The 17,414-nt window shown below is 57.2% G+C and carries 10 protein-coding genes and 1 pseudogene; 10 read left to right on the forward strand and 1 reads right to left on the reverse strand.

What is annotated here, in order from left to right; genetic code table 11:
* The 6 genes and pseudogenes from PA598K_RS37470 to PA598K_RS30090 form a co-directional block, all read left to right on the forward strand.
* Positions 1-180, forward strand: a pseudogene (locus PA598K_RS37470) (hypothetical protein); the annotation flags it as partial.
* 24 nt (positions 181-204) lie between these two features.
* Positions 205-963 carry an ABC transporter ATP-binding protein gene (locus PA598K_RS30070; RefSeq protein WP_128660482.1) on the forward strand — a complete coding sequence of 253 codons (759 nt, stop codon included), beginning with the start codon at positions 205-207 and terminating at the stop codon, positions 961-963.
* Positions 947-2,197 carry an ABC transporter permease gene (locus PA598K_RS30075; RefSeq protein WP_128660483.1) on the forward strand — a complete coding sequence of 417 codons (1,251 nt, stop codon included), beginning with the start codon at positions 947-949 and terminating at the stop codon, positions 2,195-2,197. Before PA598K_RS30070 ends, PA598K_RS30075 begins: the two co-directional genes overlap by 17 nt.
* 127 nt (positions 2,198-2,324) lie before the next feature.
* On the forward strand, positions 2,325-3,335 hold the full coding sequence (locus PA598K_RS30080; protein WP_128660484.1) for an ABC transporter ATP-binding protein: 1,011 nt from the start codon (positions 2,325-2,327) through the stop codon (positions 3,333-3,335).
* Between the two features lie 13 nt (positions 3,336-3,348).
* The gene (locus PA598K_RS30085) at positions 3,349-4,137 is read left to right on the forward strand and encodes an ABC transporter permease (protein WP_128660485.1); all 789 of its coding nucleotides are present in this window, start codon (positions 3,349-3,351) and stop codon (positions 4,135-4,137) included.
* Between the two features lie 25 nt (positions 4,138-4,162).
* Complete coding sequence (locus PA598K_RS30090) at positions 4,163-4,957, forward strand: ABC transporter permease (RefSeq protein ID WP_128660486.1); 795 nt, start codon at positions 4,163-4,165, stop codon at positions 4,955-4,957.
* 144 nt (positions 4,958-5,101) lie between these two features.
* Here PA598K_RS30090 and PA598K_RS30095 read toward each other — a convergent pair whose 3' ends face one another.
* Complete coding sequence (locus PA598K_RS30095) at positions 5,102-6,400, reverse strand: aminotransferase class I/II-fold pyridoxal phosphate-dependent enzyme (RefSeq protein WP_128660487.1); 1,299 nt, start codon at positions 6,398-6,400, stop codon at positions 5,102-5,104.
* A 204-nt stretch (positions 6,401-6,604) separates the two neighbouring features.
* Here PA598K_RS30095 and PA598K_RS30100 point away from each other — a divergent pair, with 204 nt between their 5' ends.
* The 4 genes from PA598K_RS30100 (at position 6,605) to PA598K_RS30115 (ending at position 17,406) form a co-directional block, all read left to right on the forward strand.
* Positions 6,605-7,390, forward strand: a complete 786-nt coding sequence (locus PA598K_RS30100) for a helix-turn-helix domain-containing protein (protein WP_128660488.1) — start codon at positions 6,605-6,607, stop codon at positions 7,388-7,390.
* A 157-nt stretch (positions 7,391-7,547) separates the two neighbouring features.
* On the forward strand, positions 7,548-9,107 hold the full coding sequence (locus PA598K_RS30105; RefSeq protein WP_128660489.1) for an IS1182 family transposase: 1,560 nt from the start codon (positions 7,548-7,550) through the stop codon (positions 9,105-9,107).
* 314 nt (positions 9,108-9,421) lie between these two features.
* Positions 9,422-11,845 carry an alpha-L-rhamnosidase-related protein gene (locus PA598K_RS30110; RefSeq protein WP_128660490.1) on the forward strand — a complete coding sequence of 808 codons (2,424 nt, stop codon included), beginning with the start codon at positions 9,422-9,424 and terminating at the stop codon, positions 11,843-11,845.
* 14 nt (positions 11,846-11,859) lie between these two features.
* Positions 11,860-17,406, forward strand: coding sequence for an S-layer homology domain-containing protein (locus PA598K_RS30115; protein WP_128660491.1), 5,547 nt, complete (start codon positions 11,860-11,862; stop codon positions 17,404-17,406).
* Positions 17,407-17,414: the final 8 nt, after the last annotated feature.

A 17,414-nucleotide genomic window follows, 5' to 3' on the forward strand; every position in this document is an offset into this window, starting at 1 on the left:
TCACCTGCGAGCGCTGGCAAGCCGCGGCGTGACCGCGCTGCTGCCCTTCCGAGCGGCAAGGCTGCCCCGCCTGCGGCCAAGAAACCGCGCAAAAAGGAAGTCGCCAAAGACAAGGGCGCGCCGCGCTGGCTGAAGGCCAAGCGCGACGCTGCGGCGGAGGCTAAACGGCAAGAGCCGTAAACGTCGGACGAGAGGAGGCAACGTATGGATACGATATTGCAAGTGAACGGACTCACCGGCGGCTACAGCCCGCGTAGGCCGGTGCTGCACGATCTGAGCTTCTCGATCAAGCCGGGTGAGATGGTCGGCATGATCGGACTGAACGGCGCCGGCAAAAGTACGACGATCAAGCATATCCTCGGGCTGATGAAGCCGCATCGTGGCGAGATCCGGATCAACGGCACGACGCTTGAGGCTTCGCCCGAGCAGTACCGATCGGCCTTTGCCTACGTCCCTGAGAACCCGGTGCTCTTCGACGAGTTGACCGTGCAGGAGCATCTGCGGCTGACAGGGATGGCCTACGACGTCGACGAAGCGGTGTATCGGGAACGGAGCGGCCGACTGCTGGAGGAGTTCCATATGAAGCCGAAGAAGGACGCCTTCTCCGGCCATCTCTCCAAGGGAATGCGCCAGAAGGTGATGATCATGAACGCGCTGCTGCCCGAGCCTGCGTTGTACATCATCGACGAGCCGTTCCTCGGCCTTGACCCGCTCGGCATCCGCTCGCTGCTGGAACGGCTGGTGGAGGTCAAGGCCAGCGGCGCTGCGATCCTCATGAGCTCACACATCCTGGCGACCGTCGAGGCGTATTGCGACCGCTTCCTGATCGTCCATCAGGGGCGGATGGCCGCCCAGGGTACACTGGCTCAGATCCGCGAGCAGACCGGGCTGCCGGGCGCTTCGCTCGAAGAGGCGTTTTACCGACTGGCGATGGCAGGTGACGGCGATGCGCCGCGCGCTTGATCAGCTATGGGGAGAGCGGGCAGCCGCATTCCGGCGGGAGATCTTCCCGTATCTTCGCTTCATGGCGCAGAGCGGCTTCCCGGGCTTTGTCGTCCTCCTGCTCATCCTGACGGCGATCGGCTACGGCACGCTGCTCCGCGAGCCGCCGCCAGGCTTCCCGGCGCTGGCGGTCGGCGTGCTGCTGCTGACGCCTGTGCTGAGCTGGAGTCCGCTGCGCACCTGGCTGCACCCGGCGGATACGGTATTCCTGATGCCGCGCGAGTCGGAGATGGGCGCATACATACGACGGGCGGTCATCTATAACGGCGCTGCGACACTGCTGCTGCTGTTGCTCGCGCTCGCGGTCTACTGGCCGCTCTATGATCGGATCGTGACGCATGATTATACGATCGGCATCATCGCGCTTGTCCTGACACTGCTCAAGCTGCTCAACATGCATCATGTCTGGACGGAGCGCCGTATGGCCTGGCCGGGCGCGCGCTGGACGTCCCGGGTCGTGCGCTGGCTGTTGCATGCCGCGATGATCACGATCCTGCTCGATCCCGACATGACGATGGGGCGCTCGCTGCTGTTCATCTCGCTCGCCAGTATCGCTTATGCGCTATGGCTGCGTAAGCCGCGCCAGCATCACTTTCCCTGGGAGCGTCTGATCGAAGAGGAGCAGGCGACGAGACGGCGGTACTACCGATTCCTCGGGGCGTTCATCGATGTGCCTGTACTGGCCCCGCGCGTCCATCGGCGCCGCTACCTGGCCTGGCTGGCGGCCCGCGTATCGTACAGCGGCAGCCACGCGTACCGCTATCTGTTCGGCTATACGATGACGCGCTCGGAGATCGGCGGCATCCTCACCCGTCTCGTCGTCCTCGGCGGAATAGTCGGTTATCTGACGGGGAGCGGCAGACTGCTGGAAGGGTGGGGAGCGGCGGCGGCTTATCTACTGTTCGTCTTCATCGTCAGCGTGCAGGCGCGCTCGGTGACGATGATCCATCGTCACGCAGTATGGCGGCACATCTATCCGCTGCCGGAGGCGACTCGCCAGGCATCGGCAGTCGGGGCCGTGCGAGCTACGGCGGCGCTCTGCGCCTGCCTGATGTGGCTGCCCCTGGCTGCCGGACTGATCGGGCAGGGCTTGTACGCGGCGGCTGCTGCCGCAGCCATCCTGGCCGCGCTGTATGTGCTGGTGCTGCTGCCGCGCCGTACGCAGCGACAGCTGGCGGCTCCTGACGATGACTAGTCTCGGAAGAGATAGACTGCGACCGTTTCCTTCGTTTGTCGAAGGAAACGGTTTTTTAGCTTTTTTTAAGGTGGCAATTGACAGCCGCTACGTTATAATGGATGAATCATCCAATTGGAGGGGCGTCATGGCGATCATCGAAGTTGATGGCATTACGAAGATCTACCGACAGTACAAGCGTTTCCCTGGACTGGCAGGAGCGGTGCGAAGCTTGTTCACCAGACAATACACGGAGGAGACGGCGGTTCATAACATCTGCTTCTCGATCGAGGAGGGCGAGGCGGTCGGCTATCTCGGTCCGAATGGCGCGGGCAAGTCGACGATGATCAAGATGATGACCGGCATCCTCGTCCCGACAGAGGGAGCGCTGCGCGTCATGGGTAATGTCCCGCATCTGTCGCGCAAGACGAACGCCCGCCAGATCGGCGTCGTCTTCGGCCAGCGCAGTCAGCTGTGGTGGGACTTGCCGGTGCTCGATTCCTTCGACCTGCACCGCTCGATCTACAAGCTGGAGGAGCGTCAGTATCGGGACAATGTGGAGCTATGCACGGAGCTGCTTGGTCTCGCCGACTTCCTGGACAGGCCCGTCCGCCAGCTCAGCCTCGGTCAGCGGATGCGCGTCGAGATCGCGATGTCGCTGTTGCATGAGCCGAGAGTGCTGTTCCTCGACGAGCCGACGATCGGGCTGGACATCGTGGCCAAGGATCACATCCGCGAGTTCCTGCGTACGGTGAACCGGGAGAAGAAGGTGACGATCATCCTGACGACCCATGATATGAAGGACATCGAAGCGATCTGTCCGCGCATCCTCGTCGTCAATAAAGGCAATCTTGTCTACGACGGGACGGTCGCGAGTCTGCGGCAAAAGCTGGGCAACGAGCAGCAGGTGACGATTGACTTCCGCCACGACCCTGGCGAGGTTGACGTCGACGGGTTGACGCTGATCGAGGACGAGGGTGTGCGCAAAACATTCCTGACCTCGCGAGGCGGCACCGCCGTCTTTGAGCTGATCAGTCATATGGCGCAGCGCTATCCCGTAGAGGACGTGTCGCTGGAGGGGGCCGATATCGACAGCGTCATCCGCCGTCTATACCAGCAGCTGGCCGAGGAAGACAAGCGCAAGACGCAAATCAGTTGACGGAGGCGCGATCGTGATAACTTATGCCAAGTTCGGAATGAAGGCTTTTACCAATCAACTCAGCTATCGGGCCGAGGTGTGGCTGCGGCTGCTCGGCAATCTGATCGCGATCCTGATCCAGACCGAGATCTGGCGAGCTGTGCTCGGCAGCGGCAGGATGGACGGCATCTCGCTGGAACAGATGATCACCTACAGCATCCTCAATACGCTGCTGCTGACGCTCTTGCTGCATCATATTAGCGGTCAGGTCGATGCCAGTCTGAAGTCCGGCTCGATCGCCGGCGAGCTGATCCGCCCGTTATCGTACCCGCTTTACCTGCTCTCGAACGGCCTCGGACAAGCCGCCTATCAGCTGGTGTTTACCGTTGTGCCGTCCCTGCTGATCGCTGTGCTCTGGTTCGGGTTTTTGCCGCCTGCGAGCGGGCTTCATATGCTGATGTTCATTATCTGCCTGCTATTGGCTGTACTGCTGTCTTTTTTGCTAGGATATCTGGTGTCGCTGCTAGCCTTTTGGCTGATGAATCATTTCTCGCTGAGCTGGATTTTGTCGGGCTTGCGGCTTGTGTTCGCGGGTTCGTTTATTCCGCTCTGGTTTTTCCCGGACGGCTGGCGCACGCTCGCCGAGTGGCTGCCCTTCCAGTACCTTGGCTTCATCCCGGCGGCGATTTATCTGGGCGAGGTTACGCCTGCGCAGATGCGGGGCGTACTCGGGATCGGACTGGGCTGGGTAGCGGCGCTGATCGCATTGACGAGCTGGCTCTGGCATCGCGCCATCCGTCGTCTGGTCGTCCAAGGTGGATAATGTGTGGGGGAGAGGCTGAGAGGTTATGTCTATTCAATTAATAGGTACGCTGCTGCGGCTGCTCGTAAAGGAGCGATTGATCTACCGGGGCGACTTCCTGCTCGGCATCATCGCGCAGCTGATCAGCTACGCAGGCGAGTATGTCGTCCTGTGGATCTTCATCAGCAAGTTCCAGGCGCTCGCCGGCTGGACGTGGCCGGAGATTGCCCTGCTGTACAGCTTTGGCCTGTTCACGTATGCGCTCGGCGCTTCGGTCTCCTTCGTACAGATGCAGTCGCTGGAGGGGCAGGTGCAAGCCGGGACACTCGACGCGCTGCTCGTGAAGCCGCTGAACCCGTACCTGTACCATATCAGCAGAGGGTTCAATCTGGCCTATATCGCCCATTTGCTCATCTCGGGCTCGGTGCTGCTATGGGCCTTGTCCGTACTGGAGGTGTCCTGGAGCTGGTGGAGCGTGCTCTATGTGGCGCTTGCCGTCATCGGCGGGGCGCTAATCCAGGCCGGACTGATGTCGGCGATCGGCGCATCCGCGTTCGTCTGGGTACGCACAGGTTTTTTGTTCCAGCTGTTTTTCCGGCTCAAGGAGTTCATCTCGTATCCGCTGCCGATCTTCGGCAGCTTCATCCAGATCCTGCTCACCTTCGTCGTCCCGTTTGCCTTCGTCAACTACTACCCTGCTGCCTACCTGCTCGGCAAGGACAGCCTGCTGCTGCCAGCCTGGGGGATGTGGCTCGTCCCGGCGGTCGGACCGCTCGTCTACTGGCTCGGCTACGTCGTCTGGATGCGCGGCGTCAACAAGTACCAGGGTGCTGGGGGCTAGAGCTTTTGCGTCGCGAAGATTGTAAAAAAAAGACCCTCCATTCCCGCGCGGGGATGGAGGGTCTTTCCATGAAGCGCCGATGAGGGCGCGCAAGCGAAAGTTTCTTGCGCTCGAGCGCCGAAACGCGCCGCTGCGTGCGCTGCCTTATGCCTGCGCTACATCTTGGACGGCCTGATGGATCGTGTCGAACAGCTCCTCGAGATGGAGCTCCTCGATACAGGAGAAGGCGACTCGCAGGTCAGTCTCGCCGAGTGCGATCGTGCCGACGCCATAAGCATCGAGCAGACGCGTGCGGACAGCCTCGGCCGATACCCCCTTCAGCTTCAGACACATGAAGTAGCCGGAGTTGAACGGATAGTACTCCCACACCTCGCCATAACGTCCGCTGTCGAGTAGATCCTTGACGCGGTTGGCGCGGCGCTTCATGATGTCGAACTTGACGCGACGCTGCTCGTCGAAGTCCGGCGCTTGCAGCGCCCGCAGGATGAATGTCTGCGACGGATGCGGTCCGCTGGAGATCGTCGCGCGGATGATGCCGAGCGTCTTGGCCTCCAGCGCCTTCAGTGCTTCCTCGGAAGGCGATGCGTAGGTGATGAAGCCGACGCGGAAGCCCCACACATACTCTTCCTTGGTTGCGCCGTCGACCTTGATCGCCAGGACGCGCGGATGCAGGTCGGCGAGCTGGCCGAAGAGCGACTCGTGCAGGGAGTCCTCGAAGAAGAGGCCAAAGTAAGCGTCGTCTGTGACTGCCACGACGTTGATCCCGGCTTCGGCCGCTTCCTGGATCGCGGCGACGATCTCCGCGCCTTCCTGACGAGTCGGCGTGTAGCCGGTCGGATTGTTCGGGAAGTTGAGGATAACGATTGCTTTGCCGCGGCCTTGCTGAGCCAACAGCTTCTCGCGCAGTCCGGCGCTGTTGAAGCGGTTTTGTTCATTGTAGAGCGGGTACTCGATCATCTCTGCCCCGCGACGGACGCTGAAGGTCAGCTCATAGTTCTCCCAGTTTTTGTCCGGGATGATGACGGCGTCGCCGACGTCGGCGAACAGATCGGCGACGATGCTCAGGCCGTGCGTCAGCGCGTTGGTGACGACGGGCTGACCGAACGACTTGCCGCTGAGCGATGGATTTTCCTGCAGCATCTTCTCGCGCCAGAGCTTGCGCAGCTCCGGCTTGCCGGCAGGCGGCGCATATGGATAAATGTCCTTGGGCTCGTAAGCGGACAACGTGTCTTGGATGGACTTGAGGTGCATCGGTTGTCCGCCCTCGGTGGCGATACCGATCGTTGCGTTGTACTTTTTGGCCTTGGCGGCAGCTTCCGCCGACTGGCTCAGGATACCTACCTTGGGAAAATAAATGGCTTTGCCGATTCCCGACAGCATGTCGAAAATGTGCGCATTTTCCGATTGAAGCGTCTCGTTCAACTGCTTGGCAAGTAAGTTCATGAAATATACTCCATCCTTCCAGCTCATTTCCGTGCCTATCGGGTGTATTATAACATTAATCATTTGCAAACGACATAACTTCGATCACATTTTTGCGAGTTGCGCGCGCTTTTTGAAGTATTGTATGATGGCAAAAGAAGACAGGACTGCAAGCTGGCCTGTCATGTGCGAGTCTAGAGGTCCGGAAGGAGCGTACTGTCGGGAATGTTGCATTCAGAGCCTTCGACGTTAATCTTGAAGCCCGCCTTCGCAAAGATCGTATGCGAGCCGGGATGGCGCTGGCAGAAGAGGGAGAAGCCGCTGGCCAACTATGATCTGTTCTACGTCTGGAGCGGCCAGGGCGAGGTCATCTTAAACGATAAGCCGTACCAGGTGAGCAAGGGCAGCTGCTTCCTGTTCCGACCGGGAGACCATACGAGCGCCACGCACGAGCCGCAGCGTCCGCTGGTCCTCACGTATATTCACTTCGATGTCAGCGAGCCGGCAAGCGAGGTGCCCAAGCCTTATCGGGTGATGCAGGAGACGGTCGACTTCGAGCATCTGCTGTCGCGTTATGTGCGGCTGTTCCTCGTCAAGACGTTCGCTGCCGAAGAGGAAGCGAGGCTGATCCTCAAGCAGCTGCTGATCATGTTGCTCCGTCAGGATATCGATGGGCCAGTGGAGAAAAATGTAAGCAATCAGCTGACCGAGGCGATTCACGAGATCGCCAACTATATCCGTCAGAACCCTGGCATCCCGCACCGGATCGAGGATTTGGCGATGCGCGCGCAGCTGTCGCCGCGCTACTTCTCCACCCGCTTCAAGCAGCTGATCGGGATGTCGGTACAGTCGTACATGATCCAGACGCGGATCGATCGGGCGCAGCATCTGCTCATGCATGCCGGGATGAATGTGACCGAGGTGGCCGACGCTTTGGGCTACCGGGATATTTTTTTCTTCAGCCGCCAGTTCAAGCAATATACGGGCAAGAGCCCGTCAGAGATTCGGTAGCGGCTGATAGCGAAGCGAGATTCAAATAAGGGGCTGTCCCAAAAGTCATCGTCAGATGACTGAGGGGCGCCCCTTCTTCAACTTGTAAAACAAAAAGAAACCTATCTCTGGTAAAATGGAGGTACCACCCAACCACACACCAAAGGAGAGGTTTCTTTTGTACATTCAATATACCATGGATCAACTTTATCTGCCAATGGATTTGGAGGACGACATTCCTCCCAAACACCTCGTTCGCGTAGTTAACGAAGCCGTCAATCGCTTGGATGACAACATCTTTCGGGAGGCTTATCCAGGCGGGGGGCGAGACAGCTATCACCCCAAAATGCTCACCAAAGTGATCCTATATGCCTACACACAACGAATGTACTCTTCTCGCCAGATTGCCAAGGCTGTCAGGGAAAACGTCATGTTTATGTGGGTTGCTGGTAGACAACGTCCAGATTTCCGCACCATCAATCGCTTCCGTTCCGAGCGGATGAAAGACATATTGGAGACCGTCTTCACTAGCGTGCTCCAGTTTCTTGTTGAAGAAAAGTATGTGAAGCTTGAGCATTACTTTGTCGATGGTACTAAAATCGAAGCGAATGCGAATCGGTACACGTTCGTCTGGGGCAAGGCAGTCGTGAAACAGAAAGCTAAACTTCAAGAAAAAGTACAGACGTTGTTTGCCACCATTGAAGCGGCGGAAAAACAAGAAGAGCAGGAGCAAGCCGGACAAGATCTGGCTGAGCTTGGCGAAGCAACTGAGCTGACCAGCGAAAAGTTAGCGTCGGCGGTTCAGCAATTGGAAGCAAAATTACAAGCCAGGCCAAAGGACAAGCCACTTAAGAAAGCGGTACGTGTCCTTCGTAAGGATCTGTTGCCACGTCTACAGAAATACGAAGCCCAGCAAGAGGTTCTTGGTGAACGAAACAGTTTCAGCAAGACCGATCATGACGCTACATTCATGCGGATGAAAGAAGATCACATGCGTAATGGACAACTTAAGCCTGGCTACAATGTACAGATCGGGACAGAGAACCAGTTCATTATCGGATACAGCTTGCATCAACGTCCGACAGATACGCGTTGCCTAAAACCTCACTTGGAGAAGGTGAAAGCAGCGCTCGGGAAGTTGCCGAAAACGGTTATTGCGGACGCTGGATACGGTGGTGAGGAAAACTACGCTTATCTGGAAAGCGAACAATTGGAAGCATTGGTGAAGTACAGCACCTACCACAAGGAAAAAACAAAGAAGTGGAAGCAAGATATCAGCAAGCTAGACAACTGGCAGTACGACGAGACCGAAGACACGTGGACATGTGCGGCAGGACAAAAACTGCTGTTCCGTTATGAAAGTAAGGAGAAAACGGAAAGTGGATATGAGCTAAGAAAACGGCATTATCGGAGCAAAAGTTGTGAGGGGTGTCCGCTTAAAGAAGCTTGTACAAAATCGAAAGGAAATCGCGAAATCAGTGTAAGTATGACGTATTTACGCTACAAGGAACAAGCCCGCGAGAAACTTAGAAGCGAAGAAGGATACGCGTTAGCAGTTCGGAGGATGATTGAACCCGAGAGCGTGTTTGGGCAAATGAAGAACAACAGAGGGTTCCGGCGTTTTCTGCTTCGAGGCTTGCCGAAAGTAAGCCTTGAGGTCGGGTGGCTTTCGCTTGCTCACAATTTGCTCAAGAAGGCAGCAATAGACCGAAAGGCAGAAAAGGCGGTGCAGGGATAACATCCTAGCACTGCCTTTTCTTCATGATTGGCGTTTTCATTCATCAAGTGAGCTGTCTCATCAAGCGGACGAACTTACTTTTGGGACAGCCCCTTATTTGAATGGCTAGGGGCTCGCTGGACTGAAAGCCTGGAGAGCCCATGACTTCGTTGAAAAAGTGAACTCAGCAACAGATTATCAGAAAAGCAACACATTCTCATAGTTGTACGTGAGGAAAGGAATTATTATTAAACCGTATACTGCAGACTTGATGCAGGCAGACGGAAATCAAGCTTACAGAATGGCACGGATGCAAAGCCAGGAGGAGTACTGAAATGGAGAAGCAATCACAGCATCAGCAAGGCAAATGGATATGGATGGATGAAAAGCCAGCGGTCAGACAGTTTGGACGCCATCAGCTGGTTTACTTTCGGCGCAGCTTCGAGTTGTCGGCCGCAGAGGCCGAGATGTCGCAACTTCACATACGCGTCTCGGCAGACAGTCGATACCGTTTGTATTTGAACGGAGCCTCGGTTGCCATCGGTCCTTGCAAAGGAGACGCAGCTACGCATTATTACGAGGAAGTGGACTTGTCGGCGTACCTGCGAGCGGGCAGCAACGTTTTGGCGGCCAAGGTGCTTCACTATTCGCCCTTCGGGCTGGATGTGGACGGGTATGGGGGGCCAGCCTCGATATGGAGGTCGCAGTGGGGAGCATTTTTGCTGGATGGCGCGGTTCAGGACGGCACGGGCAACCTTATAGAATCGTTGCATACGGATGAACGGTGGGTCTGTCTGGCCGATCGTGCCATTACGTTTGTACCAAGTTTTATGGAAACGCTTTATGTCGGCGGGATGGAGCGGGTCAACGGCGGGGATACCGTACCGGGGTGGCAGGACTGCCTGGACGGCAGCGCCAATAATCAACCGTTCGACTGGCGTCCAGCAAGAATCGTATCTGCCGTAGCGGACCCGACATATGGCCATTTGACCCCGTGGCGCCTGGCCCCCCGTCCGATACCTGCGCTGTATGAAACGTCGGCGTATTTCAAAAGCGTTACTCGTCTGGAAGGAGCTGAGTCTGGCTTCACATTTTATCAGAACCCTGAAGATGCAGTCTTGCAAGCATTAGAGGTTCCGGCAGGAGCGAAGGTCGTCGTTGAGCTGGATGCGGGCGAATTGACCACAGGTTACCCTGTCTTGGAATTGCTGGGCGGTCGAGACAGTCAAATCAAGCTGTTGTATGCGGAGTGTTACGAAAGCGGCAAGCCGGAAGCGATCAACAGACGCGTAAAAGGCAAACGCGACGATGCTTCGGGTATCCTGGTCGGCGAATATGACTGCTACAAGGTAGGCGGCTTCGGAAATGGTGAAATCTACGAGCCCTTCTGGTTCCGCACCTTTCGATACATTCGTCTCGAGATTGCGACCGCAGACGAGCCGCTCAGGCTATGCAGCTTCAGTTACCGGGAGACGGGATATCCGCTGGACATCAAGGCCAGTTTTAAGAGCTCGGACGAGACATTGACGCCTCTCTGGGAGATCAGCGCCCGTACCCTGCAACGCTGCATGCATGAGACGTACGAGGATTGTCCGTATTATGAGCAGTTGCAATACACGATGGATACTCGGCTGCAGGCGTTGTTCACTTATGTACTTAGTGCGGATGACCGTCTGGCCCGCAAGGCTATTTACGACTTCCACAGCTCCCGGCTTCCCGACGGGATGCTCCAAAGCCGTTACCCCTCGGTGTCGCCCCAGGTCATCCCTGGTTTCTCGCTCTATTGGGTCATGATGGTGCATGATCATTACCTCCATTATGGGGATGAAGCGTTAGTCCGGGCTTACCTCTCGACCGTGGACGGGGTGCTCCAGTGGTTCGACAGCAGGATCGACAGTCTGGGACTGGTAGGCAAAATGCCGGAGGGATACTGGCCCTTCGTGGACTGGGTAGAGGAATGGCGCGAGCGGGCCGGTGTGCCCGCCGCCCATGAGGCAGGTGCGATGACTGTCTATAATTTCATGTATGCGACAGCGCTTGGTCTTGCGGCAGAGTTAAATGAGAGCGTCGGCAGAGTATCGACAGGAGCCGAGTATCGGGCGCGCGCTGACGCGATCTGCCAAGCGGCCAACCAACGATGCTGGTCAAAGGATCGCAAAATCTATCAGGACGGGCCGGGTCTGGAGCAATATAGCCAGCACTGCCAGATATGGGCTGTCCTCTGCGGGGCGGTAGAAGGAGAGGAAGCCCGGCGTATCCTCGACGTAGTGATGACAGACGGGGCGCTGTCCAAGGTATCTTATGCGATGGCTTTCTTTCAATTCCGGGCGTTGGCAAAGGCAGGGATGTACGACCGCTCCTTTGGGTTATGGGATACGTGGCGCGAGCTAGCCGCGCTCAACTTGACGACATGGGTAGAGGACCCGGTTAGTCAACGCAGCGATTGTCATGCATGGGGAGCCGTGCCGTTGTATGAATTTACGACAGAGATTCTTGGCGTGCAGTCCGGCGGGCCGGGGTACAGCCGCATCCGGATTGCGCCTACTCCTGGACCGCTCAAGTCGGCAGAAGGCGCAGTTGCCATTCCTCAGGGCGTGGTGCTCGTGAGCTGGCAGCGTACGGCAGACGACAGGTTCGAGCTGTCTTGCGAGGTGCCGGCGGGAACCGAAGCGGAGATCCGCTTGCCGAGCGGCGATCTCTTCATGATCCCGGAGGGTAAGCATCAATTTTCCTGTGAGCTGACAGAACGACAACAATAAGAGGAGTGCTTCCTTTGAGAAAAAACACAGGATTTTTATTGGCTTTATTGCTTTTGCTTCAGCCTCTTGCAGCACTGCTGCCCCTGCCGAAGGCGGTGGCTCAGGAAGCAAGCACACGCTTTGAACCGGTGAGTACAGCAGACGTAAGGCTGTACGAGGGCAGTCCAACCTTGCACATTAATGGCAAGCCGCAGCCGTTCATTGCCTGGGCACAATGGGAGCATTATCCGAGATTCACGCAATCGGCGCAAGAGTCGGGCATTCATATCTATCAGCCCCGCCATACGACGGCTTTTCCTACCATCGAGGTATGGCTGCCGAGCATGGAAACGGTAGCCAAGCAGGACGAAAAAGCATATTTTCTGCCGGTTTTGTGGTTAGGCAGCGATACGACCTTCGGTTTTGACCGCAATAATGCAGATGAAGTGAACGCAGATGCAGCTTCCTCTTGGGGAGCCGTATCCTTTGGCTCGCAGGAATGGCTGAATCGTGCGGAGCTGTTCCTGCGCGAGCAGATTCGGCAATATGAAGCCAGTCGCGTAGGCAATCGCATTATTGGCTACCAGTTGACGGCCGGAACTACGGGCGAGTGGTTTTATCCCGACACTTGGGCCAATCGCGACTTTGATCGCAGCGCGGCCAATACGGCAACCTTCCGCTCATGGCTGGCTGCTGCGTATGAGCAGGATGCCGAGAAGCTACAGCAGGCGTGGAACAGTCCTGAGGTTTCGTTTGATACAGCTGAAATCCCTGCCAAGCAGGGAGGAGAGCATTTTCTGGACGCTCAAAACAGTCGGGCGGTCATGGATTATGTCCAGTATGCCAACGAACAAGTAGCGGTAGTTACAGACAAGTTAGCCGCTATTGTCAAGGAAGAAACGGCAGACAAGAAGGTTGTCTCTATCTATAGCGGTTATACGATGGCTTTTGGCCAGTACAGCCCCCTGTCAGGCCAACTGGCGCTGGAGCAAATGCTGCAGAGCGACAATCTGGATATTTTCTTTTCCCCGTTTGACTATGTACATCGCAATCTGAATGGTTATTCTACGGCCCATGGTGCCATGGATAGTATCCGGCGCGCCGGCAAGCTCTATGTAGCCGAGGATGATTATGCGACGCACATCGGCTCCGATCATTGGGGAGCAGAGGCCCTGGCCAAAGATGTCGAGGGGACGCTGGCCTTGATGTGGCGCAATTTCGGTTATACGCTGACGAAGTCCTTTGGCCAATGGTGGTACGACGATACGGGCTACGGCAATTTTAACAATGCTCGGATGATGAATGCTATCGGACAGATGAACGCTCTGGCGGAGACTAATCTCGAGCTGCACGCAAGGAGTAGCGCCTCGGACCCCGCGAAGGCAGGCGCGGGCAGCTCGCTCGCCAAGGCTGAAATCGCACTCGTCGTGGACGAGTTCTCGCAGATGGTTCAATCGGTCTCTTCCTCTTACTTGAACGAGGAGCTGCGCCTCCTGCGCAACGAATTGTCCAAGGCAGGGGCGCCTTATGATGTGATCCTGCTATCGGACCTGCTGTCTGGCCAGGATGATCCGTACAAGCTGTATATCATGGCGAATACTTATGCCTTGGATCAGACGGATAAGCGGGCATTACAACAATGGAATGCCTCGGGTAAAACGGTCCTCTGGCTGTATGCGCCCGGCTACTGGTCTCGCGACGATGACGGCATCGACCGCACAGGTGTGGATGCGATGCGCGAGATTACCGGGCTGCCGATCAGCGAGCAGCCTGCGGGCACCTATTCGATCCTTGCGGAGAACACTGCTCAGCCGCTGATGGAAGGCATTGCAGAAGGGGAGGTGCTGGGAGCTGCAGCGAAGCCTCTGCCGGTATTCACCATTGCGGAGACGACCGGGCTGGAGGTGCTCGGCCGCATGAACGGCGAGGCCGCAGCAGTGCTTCGGGCGGACGGTGATACGCAGACGATCTGGGTTGGGGCGCCGCGCTTGCTTTCGCCGGTATTCTACCGAAATGTCGCCAAGCTGGCAGGTGTGCATGTATACAGCGATTATAATCGACAGGTGGAAGCGAATAGCGATTTTTCGTTCATTACGATACCAGAGGCATCAACGGAAATGATTCGGTTTAAAGACGGCTTGCCCAAATACAATGTATTGCGGGACGAGCTCGTTCAACCTTCACCAGACGGATTGCTGGAGGTGACAACAACCGGGCCGGAAACGCTTGTCTTTTTCAGTGGAGACAAAGAAAAGCTTCCTCTGCCCGCCGCTGCGGTATCGGACCCCGTGCTGGCACGACTGGCCGTCTTAACTGCCAGTGACTCGCTAAAAGCGGCAGGCGAGCGCGAAGCGCGTATCCGAGAGCTCTCGACAGGCTCGCGTCTTCCGCTTACCGTGATGGGCATTACGCCAGAGGGCTATTACTTCGCAGAGGATGAGATGCGCGAACCTGCGCAGTGGTCCAGTTCCGATGAGGCTGTAGCTGAGGTGGACGGGCAAGGCACAATCTTTGCAAAATCGGCCGGTCAAGCGCAAATTACGGCGAATGTGGGCGGTGTCGCAGGCACGTTGACAATCGTGGTGAAGGCGCCATTGGAGGTCGGGATGATGTCTGACCTGCAAAAGCCTGACACCGTGTGGAGTACCTGGTCAGCGGTTAACGGGTACAACCCGTTCGAGCTGGGAGTGGGCAATGCCTACGGCACGGCAAGCCTGCAAGAGCAGGCCATTGGACAGGATGGCGCGGTCCGTGAGGTGTATCGGCTTGAACCGCTTATGGAAGGCGAGCAAGTAGGGGTCGCCATTCATACGGTGGATGTGCCGGCAAGGGCGGGTGTCAAGGTCGTGGCAGACTTCCAATATCCGCAAGGTACGTCACCAGGCACTCCGAATACGTTATTTGTGATGGGTTACAGAGGCACGACCAATCTGTTCGTCCATCAGAGCGATCTTGCTGCGACTTCCGCCGGAGCGACGGCTGAGGTTAATCTGGATACTTATGCAGGGCAACAGATTCGACTGGATTTCATCATTCGCGACAAGGCGGATCCCGGGGTAGCAGCAGTCGACCTGACCGGTTTGAGACTGGCTTACGAGGATCGGGAGGCGGACAAGTTATTCGCCCGTTTATCCTTCAGCGAGAGTAATACGTTGATCCCTGCTTCCCAATCTGCTGTATTGACGGTGAACAAGCACTTTACCGACGGCAGCAGCGAGCGTTGGATGCCGGAGCCAGGCGCCCGTTGGGAAGTGGACCGGCCAGATATTGTCCGCGTGGCGGAAGACGGCACGGCTACCGGACTTAAGCCGGGGCGGGCGGCGATCACCCTGATTACTGCGGACGCCATAACACGCACTTATGTCAAGGTAGCCGCGCCAGACGAGGATGATTATAACTATGAGAATGTGCTGCCGATGTTCGCTCAGGGAGGCACATGGTGGTCGGAGCCGTACGATCCGTTTGTATTCGGTTCGGTTCACGAAGCTGGTGGTGCCTATATTGCCGAAAGTATGGCGCTTGAAGATGGCCAAACGTACAGGGATGTTCTCATGATAGAGGGAGGGGCATCCAGTGAAGCGATCAACGGAAGAGCTACGCTGCACATCCCGGATGCGGAAGAAGTATATTTGGTGGGCAAGCTGGGCTTCACGAATGAAGCGCCGGATGAGCAGCAGAGTGCAAGCTTTTATATTCGATCGTGGGATAGCCGCAACCCGTTCTACAATGAATATCAGTTATCGAATGACGGCAGTCTTACGGAGGTCTCGATCAATGTATCGTCATTCCGGGGGCAGTCCATTGAACTGAACGACTTGTACTTGTCACACAAGGGGACGCCGAGCAAAGTAGCAGTTGCCGACCTGGCGTTTCGTTACACGGCCAAGGCGCTTCCAGAGCAGGTCGCACTGGTCGCGAGTCAGCCGTATGCACGGCTTGCGCCTGGTGAAGAGTGGACAGCGCAGGTCAAGGTGCTTATGGACAACGGCAATCTGTCTGAAGCGAGTGAGACAGTTCGATGGACAACAGACCAGGCCAGCGTAGTGGAGGTGGCGAATAATGGAACGATTCGTGCCCTTAAACCCGGGATTGCTATCGTACGAGCCGAAAGCAGCTGGCTGAGAACTGAGCTTTTGGTGGAGGTTAGAGCATCGGGCGAAGCCCCGCCATATGTCTGGCAAGACCCGTATCGCTGGACGATGCTGGAGCGTCTGGACTTCGGGCTCTCCGATGCGGACCGCGCTTATCGCTACACGGGCTTGCGAATCTTGAGCCCTAAGCCGTCAGAAGGCGGGGATCCGTCTACGCCTAGTGTACCTCCTGTTACTCCGCTTCCGTCCACTCCGCCACCACAGCCGACCTCTCAGGCCATCGGGAACGGAGACGGGAGCATAAGCGTACGACCCTTGCTTAAGGATGGCAGCGACACCGCAATCGCAGAGGTTCCAGCGAATGCACTGGCCGATGCCCGCAAATACGCGGCGACTAGCGACCGTGGCAGACGCGTGATGACGCTGGACGTTGCCTTCGTAGAAGGTGCGTCCGGCTACGAAATTCACCTCCCGGCGAAGGTCGTCGCCGACTTGGGCAAAGGCTTCGATCTGCATGTGAAGACCCGTCTGGCGGTTATCTTGATCCCTATCGAACGGCTGGTAGCAGCGGGGATCGGGACAGGCGAGCAACTGACGATCAAGCTGTCCGCTGCGGCAGCCTCAGGGAAAACGGGAGCTAAACCGGAGCTGCTGCTGGACGTTCAACTGGATAGTCAAGCGTTGAACTGGGACAGTTGGCAGATGGATGGCGCCAATGAGAAGGGGAATCCGTGGACAACCTTTATCCATCCGATGGTGGTCCGGGTCCCCTACACTCCAACATTGACAGAACGCCGGAATACGGAATTTCTGACGGTTCGGCAAGCGGACAGTCACGGGGCGCGTCAGTCTATTGCAAGCGGCAGATACCATTCCGAGTCGGGAGAGATGGTATTTGAGGCTCAGGCTCCAGGGCGCTATCAGATTGCCTATGCGCCAACGTCCTTCTCTGATATGAGTAAGTACGCCTGGGCCAGTCCGGCGATCCATGCACTCGCTGCAAAAGGGATCATTAACGGCACGTCGACAGCTCTGTTCTCGCCGGCAGCGCCTGTAACCAGGGCCGAATATGTGACGTTGCTCATCCGAGCGCTCGGCATTCCGGGGATGCCCGGCACCAGCTTCCGTGATGTAGAGTCGAACGCCTATTACTACGAGACGGTCGGGGCGGCAGCGCGACTCGGTGTGGTTACGGGCACCGGTGCTGGCGAGTTCAAGCCGGGGGCGCCGATCTCGCGGCAGGAGATGATGGTGATGGCCGCCCGTGCTCTGACAGGGCTGGAACAGTTAGAAACGAGCACAGGCCTGGATGCGCTGGCACCCTTCACGGACCGAGATCAGATCGCTGACTATGCGATCGAGAGTCTTGCTTCGCTGGTGGATGCGGGCCTGATCGAGGGCAAGGGAGAGACGCTGGCTCCGCGCGCGCTTGCGACACGCGCAGAAGCCGCTATGTTTTTGTACCGCCTATATTCTGCACGCTATGAATAAACTGTGAG

Origin of the sequence: Paenibacillus sp. 598K (assembly GCF_003851045.1) — a bacterium.
Classification (GTDB): Bacteria; Bacillota; Bacilli; order Paenibacillales; family Paenibacillaceae; genus Paenibacillus_D.